We start from the raw sequence: 15,293 nt of genomic DNA, 5'->3' as shown, positions 1-15,293 counted from the left end.
TGGTCAATGTTCGGTGATGAAAGTTCACCTCCCCCCCACGGGACGCTCGTTGTCGTCTTATCGTGGTCCACGCCGAGGCGGCGCCGGATCAGGTTCGATGCGGCTGGCGTCCTTCCCGACCGGCGGGCGTAAGCCCTTCCCGAGCCAGAGTATTTTCCTGATGCGTGAGACCATTTCGTCCGCCCCCGAAGTCACCGACACCGAGGGCCAACCCCGCCTGAACCGTCGTCAGGCCGCCAAGATCCGCACCCGCCAGAAGGTGCTGGACGCCGCGCGCGCCCTGTTCGCCGAGCGCGGATACGACGCCGCCACCATCCGAGACATCGCAAAAGGCGCCGGAATGTCGACCGGCGCGGTCTTCGCCAACTTCCAGGACAAGGCCGAACTGTTCGAGTGCGTCTTCGCCGAGGAAATGGCCGGCCTGCTGCAGGACATCCAGACCGCCGCCGGACATGAGGGCCGCGTCGCCGAGCGCCTGGCCGAGGGCCTGACCGCCGGCTACCACCGCTCGCTGGAGCACCTGCCGCTGATGCAGGCCATGATCGCCCGCTCCTGGTTCCAGCCCGAAGCCGCCGACGAGCGTTCGCGCACCTTCGTCAAGCCGATCATCGAAGCCGTCATCGCCGTGCTGCAAGCCGGCATCCGCGAAGGCGAACTGCGTCAGGACCTGGACCAACTGGTGCTGGGCCGGATGATCTGGGACACCTTCATCGCCAACTTCCGCTACGCCGCCTACGACAACTGGGGCATCGAGGAGCTGACGCCGCACATCCGCAAGCAACTGGACCTGATCCTCTCCAGCCAGCTGGCGCGGCAGTAAGAACTGCCGCATTCTTGGAGGGCCGCGGTCGTCGGCCCTCCGGGACCTCCCGACCCGACGCGGCCTGGCGCTTCGCGCGCGCCCCACTATTTGTCTTAGCGCTACTCAAAGAGCCGAAGCGCGCTCAAGCAGCGAGCCGCCGCGCGGCGAGCGATAGCGCCTCCAGGTGGATGAGCTTCAGCTCTTCCACCGAAGAATGACTTCCTTGATCGGATTGACGAAGCTGCGGCCTTCGGCGCGGCTCTTGATCCATTCGCGCTTCAACTGCTGGTACCACTTGGCCTGCTTGTCGGCGTCGTCGATCCAGATCAGGGCCGGGTCGTACTTCAAACCCTCGTTTTGCAGGTTCACCATGCCGCCGTCCTGCTTCAGGAAGGCGACGACGCCCATCCGCAGGAAGGGCTTGGCGACGTTGAACACCCAGTGGTCGGACCAGAAGATCTGGGTGATGCGCGTCTTCGTTTCCGTCACCGGCGTCAGGCAGGTCAGGGCCAGCACCTGCTTGGCGCCCACCTGGATATGCTCCCAGCGATAGCCGGGCAGGCGGAAGGTGATCTCGGTCGCCGGCGCCCCGCCCAGGATCTTGTAGAGACGGCTGTTCGACGACGGGGCGTGGCGCACCATGGCCCAGCCATAGTCGCGCGGCGCAAAGGTCTTGGCCTTTTCGTGCATCGAATGTTCCGAGCGCCACCACCATTGCTGATGGACGAAGGGGCCGTGCGCCGGGTCCATCAGGCCGATGACGGCGTGGTCGATATGGCTGTCGAAATCCATGGCCTCGACCAGCTTCACCTCGCCCTCGGCGCCGGGGAAGAGCGGCGGCTCGTGGTCGGGCTCGGACGGATCGCGCGCGTCGGCGGCCATCCAGACGAAGACCAGACCCTGGCTCTCGCGCACCGGATAGGACCGCACCTTGATGCGGTTCGCCTCGAAGGCCTGATCCTCGACCAGGGACGGAATGGCGGCGCAGACGCCGTCGGGACGGAAGCGCCAGCCGTGATAGGGGCACTCGATCGTCTCGCCCTCGCCCGGCTTCTCGACCAGACGCCCAGCCGACAGGGGCGCGGCGCGATGGGGGCAGATGTCGCGCATGGCGTAGACGTCCCCCGCGCGCGTCCGGCCGATCAGGACCGGCTCGTCCATCACCTCATAGCGCTTCAGGCTGGCGACCGGCACGTCGCGCGCCAGGGCGACGAAATACCAGGCGTCGCGCACGAAGCCCTTGCCGAAGGCGGTCGGCGGCGCCTTGGCCTCAGGGGCGGTCGCGGAGGAGGAAGCAGCGTCAGAGGTCATGGCCGCTATCTAGCAGCAGGGACCGCCGCCCGTCCAAAGCCCATTCCCTTCCTCGCCCGATGAATTAATCTGGGTCAAAATCTCCGGGAAGAGACGCCATGATCCGAACCGCCTGCATCGCCTTGTCCGCCGCCGTCTTGCTGGGTGCCCCCGCTCTGGCTCAGGACGGCCACGTCAACCACGCCGAGGGCCATGCCCACGCCGCCTTCGCGTCCGACCGCATCCATGTCGCGGTCGACGGCGACACGGATGGGCGCGATATCATCCTCATTCCAGGCCTCAGTTCCTCGCCCGAGATCTGGCAGGGGACCGTGCATCACCTGATCGCGCAGGACGGCGTGGGCTGGCGGGTTCACCGCATCCATGTTCAGGGCTTCGCCGGCGCCCCCGCCAAGGCCAATGCCACCGGCCCCCTCGCCGCCCCGGTGGCCGAGGATATCGCCCGCTACATCCGCGAACAGGGCCTGCAAAAGCCCGCCGTCGTCGGCCACTCGATGGGCGGCACCATGGGCATGATGCTGGCCGCGCGGCATCCTGATCTGGTCGGCAAGCTGATGGTCGTGGACATGATCCCCTTCATGGGCGCCATGTTCGGCCCGCCCGGAACCACGGCGGAAAGCGTCGTCCCCGTCGCCGATCAGGTCTATGCCGCCCAGTCGACCGCGCCCCGCGACCAGTACCTGACCCAGGCCAAGGCCGCCGTCACCGCCATGATCAAAACCGAGGCCGCCCGCTCCGGCCCGCTGCAGGACACCGAAACCAGCGACCAGCAGGTCTCGGCCTCCGCCTTCCGCGAACTGATCGTCACAGACCTTCGCCCCGAACTGTCCAAGATCACCGCCCCGGTCGAAGTCCTCTATGTGAAGTTCAACGATCCGCGCATGACCGACGCCATCACCGACGCCGTCTATCAGATGTCGTTTTCGACCCTCCCGGGCGCGAAACTGAAGCGCATCGACGACAGCGCCCACTTCATCATGCTGGACCAACCCCAGGCGTTTTACGGCGATCTCGACGCCTTTCTTTCGGCGAAATAAGTCCTCACGCTCCTGTGATTAGAAACGACGGCGTTTTCTGCGGCGGCGTGATCCGGCATCTTGCTTGGGCGAATATCTGAGTTTGGACGCTGTCGCGTCCCGACCGATTTCGCTCTAGGGTCACGCCGCTGCAAAAGGGACTTTCATGGCGCGTAAAGACGGCGGACCGGACCGCAATGAGCAGGGCGGCGGCAAGAAGCCGCGTCGCTCCTTCCTCGGCAACCTCCTCTACTGGGGCGCGGTCCTGGCCGTCTGGGGCCTGATCTTCGCCGTCGTCTTCTTCGCCGTCTTCGCGCGCGACCTGCCGGACACCTCGACCCTCTATGACGTCGAGCGCCAGCCTTCGATCACCTATCTGGACCGCTCCGGCGCCCTGATCGCGGTGCGCGGCACCCAGATGGCGCCGCCGGTCGATCTGGACGCCCTGCCCGACTATGTCCCCGCCGCCTTCATCGCCATCGAGGACCGGCGCTTCTATCACCATCCCGGTTTCGACCCCATCGGCATGAGCCGGGCCATGGCCCTGAACCTCAAGGCGGGGCGGGTCGTCCAGGGCGGTTCGACCATCACCCAGCAGCTGGCCAAGAACCTGTTCCTGACGCCCGACCAGAACCTGAAGCGCAAGGTTCAGGAGCTGATGCTGGCCGTCTGGTTGGAGCTGAAATTCACCAAGAAAGAGATCCTCGCCCTCTATCTGAACCGGGTCTATTTCGGCGCCGGCGCCTATGGCATCGAGGCGGCCTCGCAGCGCTATTTCGACAAGAGCGCGGACAAGCTGACGGTCGGCGAATCCGCCCTGCTGGCCGGCCTGCTCAAGGCCCCGTCGCGCTATTCGCCGGTGTCCGAGAGCGAGCGCGCCGCCACCCGCGCCACCGTCGTCCTCAACGAAATGGTCGAGGCCGGCGTCATCACCCCGGCCCAGCGCGACGCCGCCGTGGCCGAGCCGGTCCGCGTCTCGCGCACCCTGGCCAGCCAGCACGCCCAGTATTTCATCGACTGGCTGGACAAGCAGATCCGCGGCCTGGTCGGCGAGCCGACCGAGGACATGGTGGTCGAGACCACCCTGGACCTGACGCTGCAGACCGACGCCGAGCGCGCTGTGCGCCGCATCCTGGACCGCGACAAAGGCCGGGGCGTCGAACAGGCGGCTCTGGTCGCGCTGGACGGCGAGGGCCGGGTCCGCGCCATGATCGGCGGCGGCTCCTATGCCGACAGCCAGTTCAACCGCGCCGTCGATGCCCGCCGTCAGGCCGGCTCGGCTTGGAAGCCCTTCGTCTATCTGGCGGCGGTCGAGGCCGGCTACACCCCGACCACGCCCGTCGTGGACCAGCCCGTGACCATCGGCGGCTGGTCGCCGCGCAACTATTCCGGCAACTTCTCGGGTCAGATGACCCTGGCGCAAGCGGTGGCCCAGTCGACCAATACGGTGGCCGCCTATGTCGCCGATCAGGTCGGCCGCGACTCCGTGGCCCGCGCCGCCCGCCGTCTGGGCATCACCAGCGAAATCGGCCTGCAACCGTCAATGGCCCTGGGCGCCGTCGAGGTCAGCCCGCTGGAGATGGCCCAGGCCTATGACGCCTTCGCCAACGGCGGCAAGCGAGTCGAGGCCTATGGCATCAGCCGCATCCGCACCCCCTCGGGCCGCGTCATCTATCAGCACGGCACGGGCGAGAACGGCCAGGCGATCAACAACCCGTCGCTCTACTACATGAACCAGATGCTGCGCGGCGTGATCACCTCGGGCAGCGGCCGTTCGGCCGCCATCGGCGGGCGCGACATCGCCGGCAAGACCGGCACCACCTCGGACTACAAGGACGCCTGGTTCGTCGGCTACACTGGCGGCTTCGTCGCCGCCGTCTGGGTCGGCAAGGACGACAACAAGGCCATGCGCGGCGTCACCGGCGGCTCCTCGCCCGCCGCCATCTGGCGCGGCTTCATGGAGGCCGCCCTGCCCAAGCTGGCGGTCCAGCCCATCCCCAACGGCCCGCCCCTGCCCGAGGGCTGGGTCGCCCCCGATCCCGTCGGCGACATGATGGGTCAGGTCGAGGACCCCTATGCCCAGCCGCTGGAGGGCGAGCCAGGCCCGGCCATCGTCGACGGCCAGCCGCTGCCGACGCCCGCGCCCCTGCCTAATGATCAGCCGATCATCCGCCCGACCTCGCCCCAACCATCCACCAAAGAAGCCCCGCGCAGCGACAAGAAGCCCGAGGCGGTGTTCTTCTAAGCGGAAGAGCAACCAGCTGTTGTTTTCGTCATTCTCCGACGAAGCGAAGCGGAGATCGGGGAACCCAGCGGCGCCGAAGGCGAACTTTCACCGACGCGCGTGGTTTTTCGCCCTCCGGGCGCCGCTGGGTCCCCCGGTCTGCGCGGCTGCGCCGCTTGCCGGAGGATGACGGTAAAAAAGGTGCGCCTCAGCGCCCCACGGCGTGCAGGGCCGCGCCGTTGTCGCGCAGCCATTGGCGATAGGGGCGATGATCCCCGACCAGCCGATGCACTACCGCCCAATAGGCCGGGCTGTGGTCGGCGTGGACCAGATGGGCGACCTCGTGCGCAGCCAGATAGTCGGCCACCTCGGACGGGGCCATGATCACCCGCCACGAATAGCGGATCGAGCGGTTGTGCGGGCTGCACGAACCCCAGCGCGACCGGGTGTCGACGATCGCCACCCGGACCGGCTTCTGACCTAGCGTACTCAGATGAACCTCGGTGCGGGCGACCAGAAACTCGCGCGCCGCCCGCTTGAACCAGTTCTCAACCCGGCGTGAGAAGGCCTCGCCCTCGCCGCCCGAGCGGATCACCGGCCCGTCCGACGTCTCGACCAGACGCGCCGCCCCGGCCCCGCCGACGGCCTCCAGCCGCACGCTGCGTCCCAGCCAGGACACGGTCGCGCCAGGCTCCAGCGGCGAACCCGCAACCCGCGCGGCCAGCCGATCGGCGATCCATTCCGACTTGGTGCGGGCGAAGGCCACGACCTCGCTCAACCGCCGCTCGGACGGCGCCACGGCCACGACTTCGCCGGCGCGGGCGTCAATGCGGATCGACAACCTTCGGGCGCGCGGGTTCACCGAGAGGCGAAGGGCGCCCCCGCCCTCAAGCGGCAGCCGCTGACCGTTCCGGTACTGCACACAAGGACTCGTTCTGGGCGATGAAGTCGCGCACGCGCGGATAGATCTCGTCGCGGAAGCGGCGGCCGTTGAAGACCCCGTAGTGGCCCACGCCCGGCTGGACGTAGAGCAGACGGCGCTCGTCAGGAATGCTGGGCGTCAGGCCATGCGCGGCCTGGGTCTGACCCACGCCGGAAATGTCATCCTTTTCGCCCTCGACCGTGGCCAGGCCGATGTCGGTGATGGCGGACAGATCGACGCGCTTGCCCCTGTGCTCCAGCAGGCCGCGCGCCAGCAGATGCTGCTGGAAGACGATGTCGATGGTCTGGAGATAGAATTCCTCGGTCAGGTCCAGCACCGACAGATACTCGTCATAGAACTGCTCGTGCTTGTCGACCCCGTCGCCATCGCCGCTGACCAGGTCCTCGAAATAGCGGCGATGGGCGTCGACATGCTTGTCCTCGTTCATCGACATGAAGCTGTAGAGCTGGACGAAGCCCGGATATACGCGCCGGCCAAAGCCCGGATAGGGCCAGGGCACGGTGTGGATCATGTTTGACTTGAACCAGGCGAAAGGCTTGGCCTCAGCCAACTGGTTCGTCACCGTCGGCGACAGGCGGGCGTCAATGGGCGAGCCCATGAAGGTCATGGAGGCCGGGCGGTTCGGGTCGTTCTTGGCCGCCATGACGGCGCAGGCCGCCAGCACTGGCGGTCCCGGCTGGCAGACGCCGACGACGTGGGCGCGCGGGCCGATGGCCGTCAGCATGGCCCGGACGTGATCGATGTAGTCGTAGAAGTCGAAGCGGCCTTCCAGCACCGGCACCTGACGGGCGTTCTCCCAGTCGGCGACATAGACGTCGTGGTCCTGGAGGAAGCCCTCGACGGTGCCGCGCAGCAGGGTGGCGTAGTGACCCGACAGGGGCGCGACGATCAGGACGGCGGGCGCCTCAAGCGCCTTGCCCGCCTTCTTCAGGTCGCCTGCGTCGCGCTTGAACCGGACCAGCCGACACCAGGGGGATGACCAGACGACCTGCTCCGTCGTGCGCACGACATGGCCGTCGACGTCGATGGTCTCCAAGCCCCAGGCGGGCTTGCCGTAGCGGCGCGTCAGGCTCTCGAACACCTCGGCCGAGGCGTAGGCCGTGCGACCGATGGCCGTGTCCGAGGCCGGATTGAAGGGCGACGTCCAGAACGACCGGGCCATCTGGGCCCCGATCCGAAACGGCGTCGCCGAATGATAGGCGAGCTCGTGAAATGCGTAGAGCATGAAACCCCGAATGCGGCCCCCGCCGATGTGGCAGTGCAGCATATAACGCATCTCGGCGCAAAGTAGACCAAGGCCGCGCCCGATCAGGGAAAGGTGATCAGCCGCGCTCCATCGCCCGCTCGATCAGTTTGGCGGTCTTGTCCGGCCCCAGGTCATGGGCCACGGCGCTGCGGAACTGGCCGTCAGGCCCCATCAGATAGACAGTCAGGCTGTGGTTCATCGTATAGCCCTCGCCCTCGCCGACCTTCTGGTAGAAGGCGCGGTAGGCCTTGGCGACCTGGGCCGTCTGCTCCGGCGTACCGGTCAGGCCGATGACGCCGTCCGGGAAGCCGTCCGACGACAGATAATCCTTCAGCAGCTTGGGCGTGTCGCGCTCGGGGTCGATGCTGACGAAGACGATCTGGAGGTCCTTGGCCTTATCCCCCATCCGCTCCTGCACCGCATTCAGCACGCCCAGCGTCGTCGGGCAGTAGTCGGGGCAGTAGGTGAAGCCGAAGAAGACCAGGGTCCACTTGTCCTTCAGGATCGACTGGTCGACCACCTGTCCGTCCTGATTGGTCAGGGTGAAGGGACCGCCGACGGTCGGCTGGCCGGTGCCGGTCTCAGCTGCAATCTGAGCGGACTGCTCGCGTCCCTTGACCACGACCATGGTGATCAGGCCCAGGGCCAGGGCGATGACCGCACAGGCGGCGGCGAACAGAATGACGGGACGACGCGGCATCGACTTCTCCTCAAGGTCTGGCGACGGGTGTGCAGCCGCTAGCGTCGCGGTCTATAGAAGAGGCGTGAGCAGCACAGAAGCCCCCTCCCTGTCGCAGGCCGTAAAGGTCGCGGGCCATCCCGGCGCCATGGAGGCCCTGCGCGAGCGGCCCCGGCGCGGGCGCGGCCTGTCGCTTCGCACCCTGATCGTGCTGCGCTGGCTGGCCGTGGTCGGCCAGACCTGCGCCATCCTGACCGCCTATTTCGCCCTGCACTTCCCCCTGCCGCTGTGGGAGTGCCTGCTGACCATCGGGGCCGGGGTGGCGATGAACCTGGCCACCATGGCGCGGGCGCGCCGCGTCGACGGCAGCCTGCCCAACGGCCTGCAGACGGCGACGCAGCTGGGCTTCGACATTTTGCAGCTGGCCACCCTGCTGGCCCTGACCGGGGGCCTCGACAATCCCTTCTGCCTGCTGCTGGTCGCGCCCGTGACCATCGCGGCGGCCTCCCTGCCCTCGCGCCAGGCCCTGGTGCTGGGGGTCATGGCCCTGATCGCCCTGGCGGTCCTCTTCTCCTGGTCCCTGCCTCTGCCCTGGCGGATGCATGAGCATCTGGTCCTGCCGCCCCTCTATCGCTTCGGCATGGGCCTGGCCCTGGCCACCGGCGTCCTGTTCACCTCGGGCTATGCCTGGAAGGTGGCCGCCGACGCCGAGAAGCTGGAGCTGGCGTTGGCCACCACCCAGGACGTGTTGCAACGCGAACAGAGGCTGGCGGCGCTGGGCGGTCTGGCCGCCGCTGCCGCGCATGAGCTGGGCACGCCGCTGGCGACCATCCAGGTAGTGGCCAAGGAACTGCTGCGCGCCTCGCCGCCCGACAGCCCGGTCGCCGAGGACGCAGCCCTGATGCTGCAACAGGCCGAACGCTGCCGCGACATCCTGAAACAGCTGTCGGCCCAGCCCGAGGAGGGTGACGCCCTCTACGCCGACATCGACCTCAAGGCCCTGCTGGAAGAGGTGGTCGAGCCGCACCGCGGCTTTGATCTGGACTTCCAGACCGCGATCAAGGCCCCGCCCGGTCAGCCCGTGCCGCGCGTCCACCGTCTGCCCGAGGTCATCCACGGCCTGTCGACCCTGATCGAGAACGCCGCCGACTTCGCCCACAGTCGCGTGCGTGTCACCGCCATCGTCGACGCCGGCTGGATCGAGATCGACATCGTCGACGACGGTCCCGGCTTCGCCTCTGAAATCCTGCCGCGCCTGGGCGAACCCTATGTGACCAGCCGCCCCCAGACCAAGGCCCGCCGCGCCCTGGCGGCCCAGATCGCCGCCGCCTCGAACGCTCCGCGAAGGGCTGGCCGCAAGGCTGCCGCGCCGCCGCCGATCACCGCCCCCATCGCCCCCAGCCAGGGCGGCATGGGCCTGGGCTTCTTCATCGCCCGCACCCTGCTGGAGCGCAGCGGCGGCAAGGTCTCGGTCGGCGCCGGCGACGGCGAGAAGGGTCAACCCAAGGGCGCGCGCGTCACCATCCGCTGGCCGCGACAGGCCCTCGAAGTCGCCGATCCGGCGCTGGAGCCCCGCGTGGCGGATGGAACCTGATGTCGCAGTCAGGAGCTAAAACCTTGACCATGCGGCGCAGACGCACGACCTGAGCGTCAGGAGAACCGAATGTCCGAACTCGAAGCCCGTATCGCCACCCTCGCCGACAAGACCCTGCTGCTGCTGGACGACGACGCGGCGCTGCGCACCCGCCTCGGTCGGGCGCTGGAAGCGCGGGGCTTCGATGTGACCCTGGCGGGTTCGGTGGCCGAAGCCGGCGACGCCCTGCGCGTCTCGGTCCCCGCCTTCGCCGTGCTGGACATGCGGCTGGAGGACGGCAACGGTCTGAAGGTGGTCGAGGCCATCCGCGAGCGCCGCGAGGACGCCCGTATCGTCATGCTGACCGGATACGGCGCCATCGCCACCGCTGTCGCGGCGGTTAAGGCCGGCGCCGTCGACTACATGCAAAAGCCCGCCGACGCCGACGACGTGGTCAAGGCCCTGCTCTCCGTCGGCGAAGCCCCCGAACCGCCGGAAAACCCGATGAGCGCCGACCGGGTGCGCTGGGAGCATATCCAGCGCGTCTATGAGCTGTGCGACCACAATGTCTCGGAAACCGCCCGCCGCCTGGGCATGCACCGCCGGACCTTGCAGCGAATTCTGGCGAAGCGCGCGCCTCGCTAAGCCTTTCCTCCCCACCCTGTGGGGAGGGGGACCACGAAGTGGTAGAGGGGTCGGCGCAGACGGTCGCCGGGGAGTCGCCCCCTCCGTCTCGTCGGCTGCGCCGCCGATCCACCTCCCCATTCGCTCCGCGAACAGGGAGGAAAATCAGTCCCGCATGGTTCTGAGCGCGCCCAACCGGGCGAAGGCCAGCGTCAGCGCCTTCCTGCGCGCCGGGGCCAGCGGCGTGACCGGCGCGTCCCGGACCACCGCCCCGCCGAAGCCGTCGGCGATGATCAGGCCCGGCTCCTCGGGCAGGACGGATTGTGGAAACTCGGGCGCCACGGCGAAGTAGAAGGCATCGCAGAACGGCCCGTACTCCTGCCATTTGCGGTCCACGCGATAATCGTCGATGCCTGATTTTACCTCGCAGATGACCACGTCGCCTTTGGGTCCCAGGGCCATGACGTCGGCGCGCCGCCCGTTGGGCAGACAGACCTCCAGCAGGGGCGCATAGCCCATGTCCAGCATCAGCCGCGCCGCCCCGCGCGTGACCGACAGGGTGGTCTCGGGGCGACTGAAGACCAGTTCGAGGTGCAGGGCGGAGGCGGCCATGCCGCCTTTATGTTCCGCCTATGTTCTGACCGCAAGCGGCGCCGTCAACGGCCGGTGTGAACCGGCTGGCCGCTGAAGCCCAGTTCCCGCGCCCGTGCGATCAGCCGCGTCCGCGTGGCCTCGGACGGGCTCTGGCTGCGGTGCCATATCCACCAGTTCGACTTGTTCGGCAGGCCCATGATGACCCAGCTGTAGTCCGGCGCGTGATCCCAGACCCAGTAGTTCTGACCCGCCAGGCCGCCAAAGCCGAGCAGTCCCCTCAAGGTGAAACGGAACTTGGCGTTGGTCGAGGCGTCGGTGACGCGGGCGGCGGCGCGCAGGGTCTCGATCTGTCCGCCCGGCCGCCGGGTGCAGGTCACGGCGAGAGCGTAGCGTCCGGTCTGCCCCTCAGGCGTAAAGTCGATCTGAGCGCGGCTGCAGTCCTTCTGAACATCATTGGGATTGCGCACGATCTCGAACCAGCGCCCGTCGAAGCGGTTCAGATCCACCGCCTCGGCCTGGGCCAGGGCGGAGCCGGCGAACAGACTGAGGCCGACGACCAGCGGCGCCAGGGGGCTCAAGGTGCGGTGTCTCATGCGGCGTCCTCCGAAAGTCCCGACCAGATCCATACGCCTGACGCCGGGTTTCGGATGACCTGTCGGCTACAGACGCTCGCGGTTGGTCCGCCATGCCTCGCGCGTCTGGCCCCACAGGTTGACGGGGTGATGCTGGAACGGCGGCGGCATGGCCCCCAGCCCGCGATTGGTCGAGCCGAGACGCCGGGCCACCTTTTCCGACGACAGATTTTCCGGGTCGATGCAGTGGATCACGTCGGGCCAGTCCAGCACATCGAAGGCATAGTCCATGGTCGCCGCCGCAGCCTCGACCGCATAGCCCTTGCCTGTAGCGTCGCGATGCAGGCTCCAGCCCACCTCGCGGCCCGGCCAGTCATAGGGGTGGAGCGGCCCGATGCGGCCCATCCAGTCGCCGGTCGTCTTCTCGATCAGCGAGAACATGCCCTCGCCGTGCAGAGCCCACATGCCGGCGACCGAAGCCATGGCGCGCCAGACCTCGTGCTTCGACTGCACCCCGCCGATGAAGCGGGTCGTCTCCGCGTCGCTCATGAAGTCGGCCCAGCGCGGGAAGTCCTCCAGCGTCGGCGGGCGCAGGAACAGGCGCTCGGTCTCCAGCGTCGGCCCTAGAGCCGAGGTCGGACGCGCGATCACAGCAGATACTCCCGTTCCAGGGTATAGACGCTGCCGTCGCCGGTCAGGACGCTGGAATAGAGGCCGAAGCGATCCACCCGGATCGGCGGCGACTTCAGCAGGTTGTGGCCGCTGATCCAGGCCCCCACGCGGTCCGGGTTCGTCTGGGGCTTCAGATAGGCCAGGGTCACGTGGGGCCGATATTCGCGCTTCTCCGGCGGCACGCCCGCGCGCTCACCCGCCGCGCGGCAACGCCCGGCCAAGACGCTCAGCGGCTCCGACCGCTCCAGCCCGGCCCAGAGGGTATGGGTGCGGTGAGAGTCGCCGAAGGCCCCGACGCCGTTCAACGTCAGTTCAAACGCCCCGCCGCCCCCGGCGCGGCTCAGTTCCGAGGCCAGATCGTCGGCCGTCCGTTCCGACGCCTCGCCATAGAAGGCCAGGGTGACGTGCAGGGCGTCCAGCGGTCTCCAGCGGGCGCCGGGCAGGCCCGATTGGCGGCGCTGAAGCGTCTCGGCGACGTCCTCGGGAATGGAAATGGCGGTGAACAGGCGCAACATGCGACCCTTGGTAGCGGGCGGAACGTCAGTTCGGAAGAAGGGTTTTCCTTGCAAGGCGGCCCGTCCGTCACGATATTTCCAGCCAAGGTCGGCGCTTGCCGTCCAAATGGGAGACTTCTTTCGCGATGAGCGACTTCAACAACGGTTATGCGCGCCCGCTTCCGCAGTCGGCGGACATGTCCGTCGACGCCGGTCTGCGCGCCTTCATGCTGGGCGTTTACAACAAGCTGGCCCTCGGCCTCGTGGTCGCCGGCGCCCTGGCCTACATCACCGGCAACGTGCCCGCCGTGCAGCAGCTGCTGTTCGCCCGCACCGACGACGGCCGCATTGGCCTGACCCTGCTGGGGATGATCATCCAGTTCTCGCCCCTGGTCATGCTGTTCGGTTCGATGTTCTTCATGAAGAACCCGACGGCCAAGGGCGTGAACATGCTCTACTGGGCCGTGGTTTCGACCATCGGCGCGGGCCTGGGCGTCCTGTTCCTGCGCTACACCGGCGGTTCGCTGGCCTCGACCTTCTTCGTCACGGCGGCGGCCTTCGCGGGTCTCAGCCTGGTCGGCTACACGACCAAGAAGGACCTGACCGCCATGGGCAGCTTCCTGATCATGGGCGTGATCGGCCTGGTCATCGCCTCGATCGTCAACATCTTCATGCAGTCGGGCACGATGTACCTGATCATCTCGGGCCTCGGCGTCCTGATCTTCTCGGGTCTGATCGCCTATGACACCCAGCGCCTGAAGATGACCTACTACGCGCTCGGCGGTAATCAGGAAGCCATGGGCGTGGCCACGGGCTTCGGCGCCCTGAGCCTGTTCATCAACTTCGTGAACCTGTTCCAGTTCCTGCTGGCCTTCATGGGCGGCAGCCGGGAGTAACGGCCTCAAGTAGCGCGCTAGCGCGAGGCCCATATGAATGGAGGCCCCGGCGGAAACGTCGGGGCCTTTTTCTTACCGCGTCATCCCGGCCGTAGCCGACGGCGGAGAGCCGGGACCGCCCCAGAACGCCGCCGTCAGCATTGCGGTCCCGGATAGCGGCTGCGCCGCTTCCGGGATGACCCGGAAGGATCACTCCACCACCGTAAACTTGCGGCTGTCGAACACCCGCAGCACTTGGGCCAGGTCGCGGCCGCGTTTCAGAACATGACCGCCCTCGCCGATCACGGCCCATTGCCCCTGTTTCAGCCGCAGGGCCGGGCGCTTTTCGATCCGATAGAGAGGCGCGTCGCCCGAGCGGCGGAAGACGGCGAATTCGGCGACGTCCTTGTGACCGATCATGGCGTAGTCGCGCCATTCCCCGGCGGCGACCATGCGGCCATAGACCCGCAGCACCAGCCCCAGTTCCTGACGATCAAAGAAGACCGGACCAGGCTGCGCGGCGTCTGAACTGTGCGGATCAAGGCTCATGCTCTCTCAACTTAAGCTGGCTCGCGCCGAACGCCAGCGGCGCCGCGACTTGTCACCCGCCCGCCACGCGTCCAAAAGGCGGTTCAAGTTCTAGATACGGAGACGAACCCATGGCGACGAGCGAAGGCTGGGATATGCCCACCGGCGACCTGATGAAGGGCAAGAAGGGCCTGATCATGGGGGTCGCGAACTCCAGTTCCATCGCCTGGGGCATCGCCTCGCAGCTGGCCGCCCAGGGCGCCGAGCTGGCCTTCACCTACCTCGGCGAAGGCCTTGAGCGCCGCGTGCGCCCCCTTGCCGAGAGCGTCGGCGCCAAACTGCTGATCCAGGCCGACGTCACCGACGACGCCTCAATGGACAAGGCGTTCGAAGAACTGGAGAAGGAGTTCGGCACGATCGACTTCGTCGTCCACTCGGTGGCCTTCGCCAACAAGGACGAGCTGAAGGGCTCCTTCGTCGACAACACCACCCGCGACAGCTTCCTGCTGGCCATGAACATCTCGGCCTTCAGCTTCGTCGACGTGGCCAAGCGCTCGGCGAAACTGATGCCCAACGGCGGCTCGATGATCACCCTGACCTATCTGGGTTCGGAACGGGTCATCCCCAACTACAACACCATGGGCGTGGCCAAGGCCGCCCTGGAAGCCGCGACCCGCTACATCGCGCGCGACCTGGGTCCGAAGAACATCCGCGTCAACGCCATCTCGGCGGGCGCGATGCGCACCCTGTCGCTGGCCGGCATCTCGGGCGGGCGCGGCCTGCACTCCAAGTCGGCGCAGTTCTCGCTGATCAAGGAAGAGACCTCGATGGAAGGCGTCGCCGGCGCCGCCCTGTGGCTGTGCTCGGACCTGGGCCGCTCGACCACGGGCGAAGTCGTCCACGTCGACGCCGGCTTCCACGCCGTCGGCCTGCCGGACGACATGGAGGGCTGAACCTCTCCGAGTTCAGGATATGGAAGGGGCCGTCGGGCGCACCGGCGGCCCTTTTTGTTTCTTTCTTAGCTCCCTTCCCCCTCGAGGGGGGAAGGGTCGGGGATGGGGGTGAGGACGCGCCATTGAAGGTAAAGCGCATGAGGCAGCGTCTCCCCTGGTCACTAGGACACCCCCAGCGTCCACCCCC

Annotated in this window: 16 protein-coding genes; 7 read left to right on the top strand and 9 right to left on the bottom strand. The window is 67.5% G+C overall.

Going from position 1 to position 15,293, the window contains the following annotated elements; genetic code table 11:
- The first annotated feature begins 160 nt into the window (after positions 1–160).
- Positions 161–820, top strand: a complete 660-nt coding sequence (locus DXK21_RS13615) for a TetR/AcrR family transcriptional regulator (protein WP_114818332.1) — start codon at positions 161–163, stop codon at positions 818–820.
- Between the two features lie 177 nt (positions 821–997).
- On the opposite strand, the gene DXK21_RS13610 is transcribed toward DXK21_RS13615, so the two are convergent.
- Complete coding sequence (locus DXK21_RS13610) at positions 998–2,113, bottom strand: aromatic ring-hydroxylating oxygenase subunit alpha (protein ID WP_114818317.1); 1,116 nt, start codon at positions 2,111–2,113, stop codon at positions 998–1,000.
- 98 nt (positions 2,114–2,211) lie between these two features.
- Between DXK21_RS13610 and DXK21_RS13605 the strand changes: the two genes are divergently transcribed.
- Together DXK21_RS13605 and DXK21_RS13600 are read left to right on the top strand one after the other, a co-directional pair.
- The gene (locus DXK21_RS13605; protein WP_114818316.1) at positions 2,212–3,150 is read left to right on the top strand and encodes an alpha/beta fold hydrolase; all 939 of its coding nucleotides are present in this window, start codon (positions 2,212–2,214) and stop codon (positions 3,148–3,150) included.
- A gap of 145 nt (positions 3,151–3,295) precedes the next feature.
- Positions 3,296–5,374: a transglycosylase domain-containing protein gene (locus DXK21_RS13600; RefSeq protein WP_114818315.1), complete on the top strand. Its 2,079-nt coding sequence runs from the start codon at positions 3,296–3,298 to the stop codon at positions 5,372–5,374.
- A 187-nt stretch (positions 5,375–5,561) separates the two neighbouring features.
- Here the strand turns inward: DXK21_RS13600 and DXK21_RS13595 are convergent, their stop codons facing one another.
- The 3 genes from DXK21_RS13595 to DXK21_RS13585 all read right to left on the bottom strand — a co-directional run bounded on the left by DXK21_RS13595 (position 5,562) and on the right by DXK21_RS13585 (position 8,242).
- Entirely contained in the window at positions 5,562–6,275 is a 714-nt protein-coding gene (locus tag DXK21_RS13595; protein ID WP_114818314.1) for a M48 family metallopeptidase, read from the bottom strand.
- Positions 6,241–7,521: a polyhydroxyalkanoate depolymerase gene (locus tag DXK21_RS13590; protein ID WP_114818331.1), complete on the bottom strand. Its 1,281-nt coding sequence runs from the start codon at positions 7,519–7,521 to the stop codon at positions 6,241–6,243. Before DXK21_RS13590 ends, DXK21_RS13595 begins: the two co-directional genes overlap by 35 nt.
- 97 nt (positions 7,522–7,618) lie before the next feature.
- Positions 7,619–8,242, bottom strand: a complete 624-nt coding sequence (locus DXK21_RS13585; RefSeq protein ID WP_114818313.1) for an SCO family protein — start codon at positions 8,240–8,242, stop codon at positions 7,619–7,621.
- A 64-nt stretch (positions 8,243–8,306) separates the two neighbouring features.
- Here DXK21_RS13585 and DXK21_RS13580 point away from each other — a divergent pair, with 64 nt between their 5' ends.
- Positions 8,307–9,815 (top strand): ActS/PrrB/RegB family redox-sensitive histidine kinase, encoded by a 1,509-nt coding sequence (locus DXK21_RS13580; protein WP_376856833.1) that lies wholly within the window; start codon positions 8,307–8,309, stop codon positions 9,813–9,815.
- A 69-nt stretch (positions 9,816–9,884) separates the two neighbouring features.
- The gene (locus DXK21_RS13575; protein WP_114818312.1) at positions 9,885–10,439 is read left to right on the top strand and encodes an ActR/PrrA/RegA family redox response regulator transcription factor; all 555 of its coding nucleotides are present in this window, start codon (positions 9,885–9,887) and stop codon (positions 10,437–10,439) included.
- A gap of 144 nt (positions 10,440–10,583) precedes the next feature.
- On the opposite strand, the gene mmcB is transcribed toward DXK21_RS13575, so the two are convergent.
- From mmcB to thpR, 4 genes are all read right to left on the bottom strand, one after another.
- Complete coding sequence (gene mmcB, locus DXK21_RS13570; RefSeq protein ID WP_114818311.1) at positions 10,584–11,030, bottom strand: DNA repair putative endonuclease MmcB; 447 nt, start codon at positions 11,028–11,030, stop codon at positions 10,584–10,586.
- A gap of 44 nt (positions 11,031–11,074) precedes the next feature.
- Complete coding sequence (locus DXK21_RS13565) at positions 11,075–11,605, bottom strand: lipocalin family protein (RefSeq protein WP_114818310.1); 531 nt, start codon at positions 11,603–11,605, stop codon at positions 11,075–11,077.
- A gap of 66 nt (positions 11,606–11,671) precedes the next feature.
- A complete protein-coding gene (locus DXK21_RS13560; RefSeq protein WP_114818309.1) occupies positions 11,672–12,235 on the bottom strand; it encodes a GNAT family N-acetyltransferase in 564 nt (187 codons plus the stop codon).
- Complete coding sequence (thpR, locus tag DXK21_RS13555) at positions 12,232–12,771, bottom strand: RNA 2',3'-cyclic phosphodiesterase (protein ID WP_114818308.1); 540 nt, start codon at positions 12,769–12,771, stop codon at positions 12,232–12,234. Before thpR ends, DXK21_RS13560 begins: the two co-directional genes overlap by 4 nt.
- A gap of 125 nt (positions 12,772–12,896) precedes the next feature.
- On the opposite strand from thpR, the gene DXK21_RS13550 reads away from it, so the two are divergent.
- A complete protein-coding gene (locus DXK21_RS13550; protein ID WP_114818307.1) occupies positions 12,897–13,646 on the top strand; it encodes a Bax inhibitor-1/YccA family protein in 750 nt (249 codons plus the stop codon).
- Between the two features lie 189 nt (positions 13,647–13,835).
- On the opposite strand, the gene DXK21_RS13545 is transcribed toward DXK21_RS13550, so the two are convergent.
- Positions 13,836–14,174 carry a DUF2794 domain-containing protein gene (locus DXK21_RS13545; protein WP_114818306.1) on the bottom strand — a complete coding sequence of 113 codons (339 nt, stop codon included), beginning with the start codon at positions 14,172–14,174 and terminating at the stop codon, positions 13,836–13,838.
- 134 nt (positions 14,175–14,308) lie between these two features.
- Between DXK21_RS13545 and DXK21_RS13540 the strand changes: the two genes are divergently transcribed.
- The gene (locus tag DXK21_RS13540; protein WP_162790687.1) at positions 14,309–15,106 is read left to right on the top strand and encodes an enoyl-ACP reductase FabI; all 798 of its coding nucleotides are present in this window, start codon (positions 14,309–14,311) and stop codon (positions 15,104–15,106) included.
- Positions 15,107–15,293: the final 187 nt, after the last annotated feature.

The organism is Brevundimonas bullata (genome assembly GCF_003350205.1).
Taxonomy (GTDB): Bacteria; Pseudomonadota; Alphaproteobacteria; order Caulobacterales; family Caulobacteraceae; genus Brevundimonas; species Brevundimonas bullata.
The sequence above is the reverse complement of the archived record's forward strand: the minus strand, read 5'-3'. Positions and strand labels throughout refer to the sequence as shown.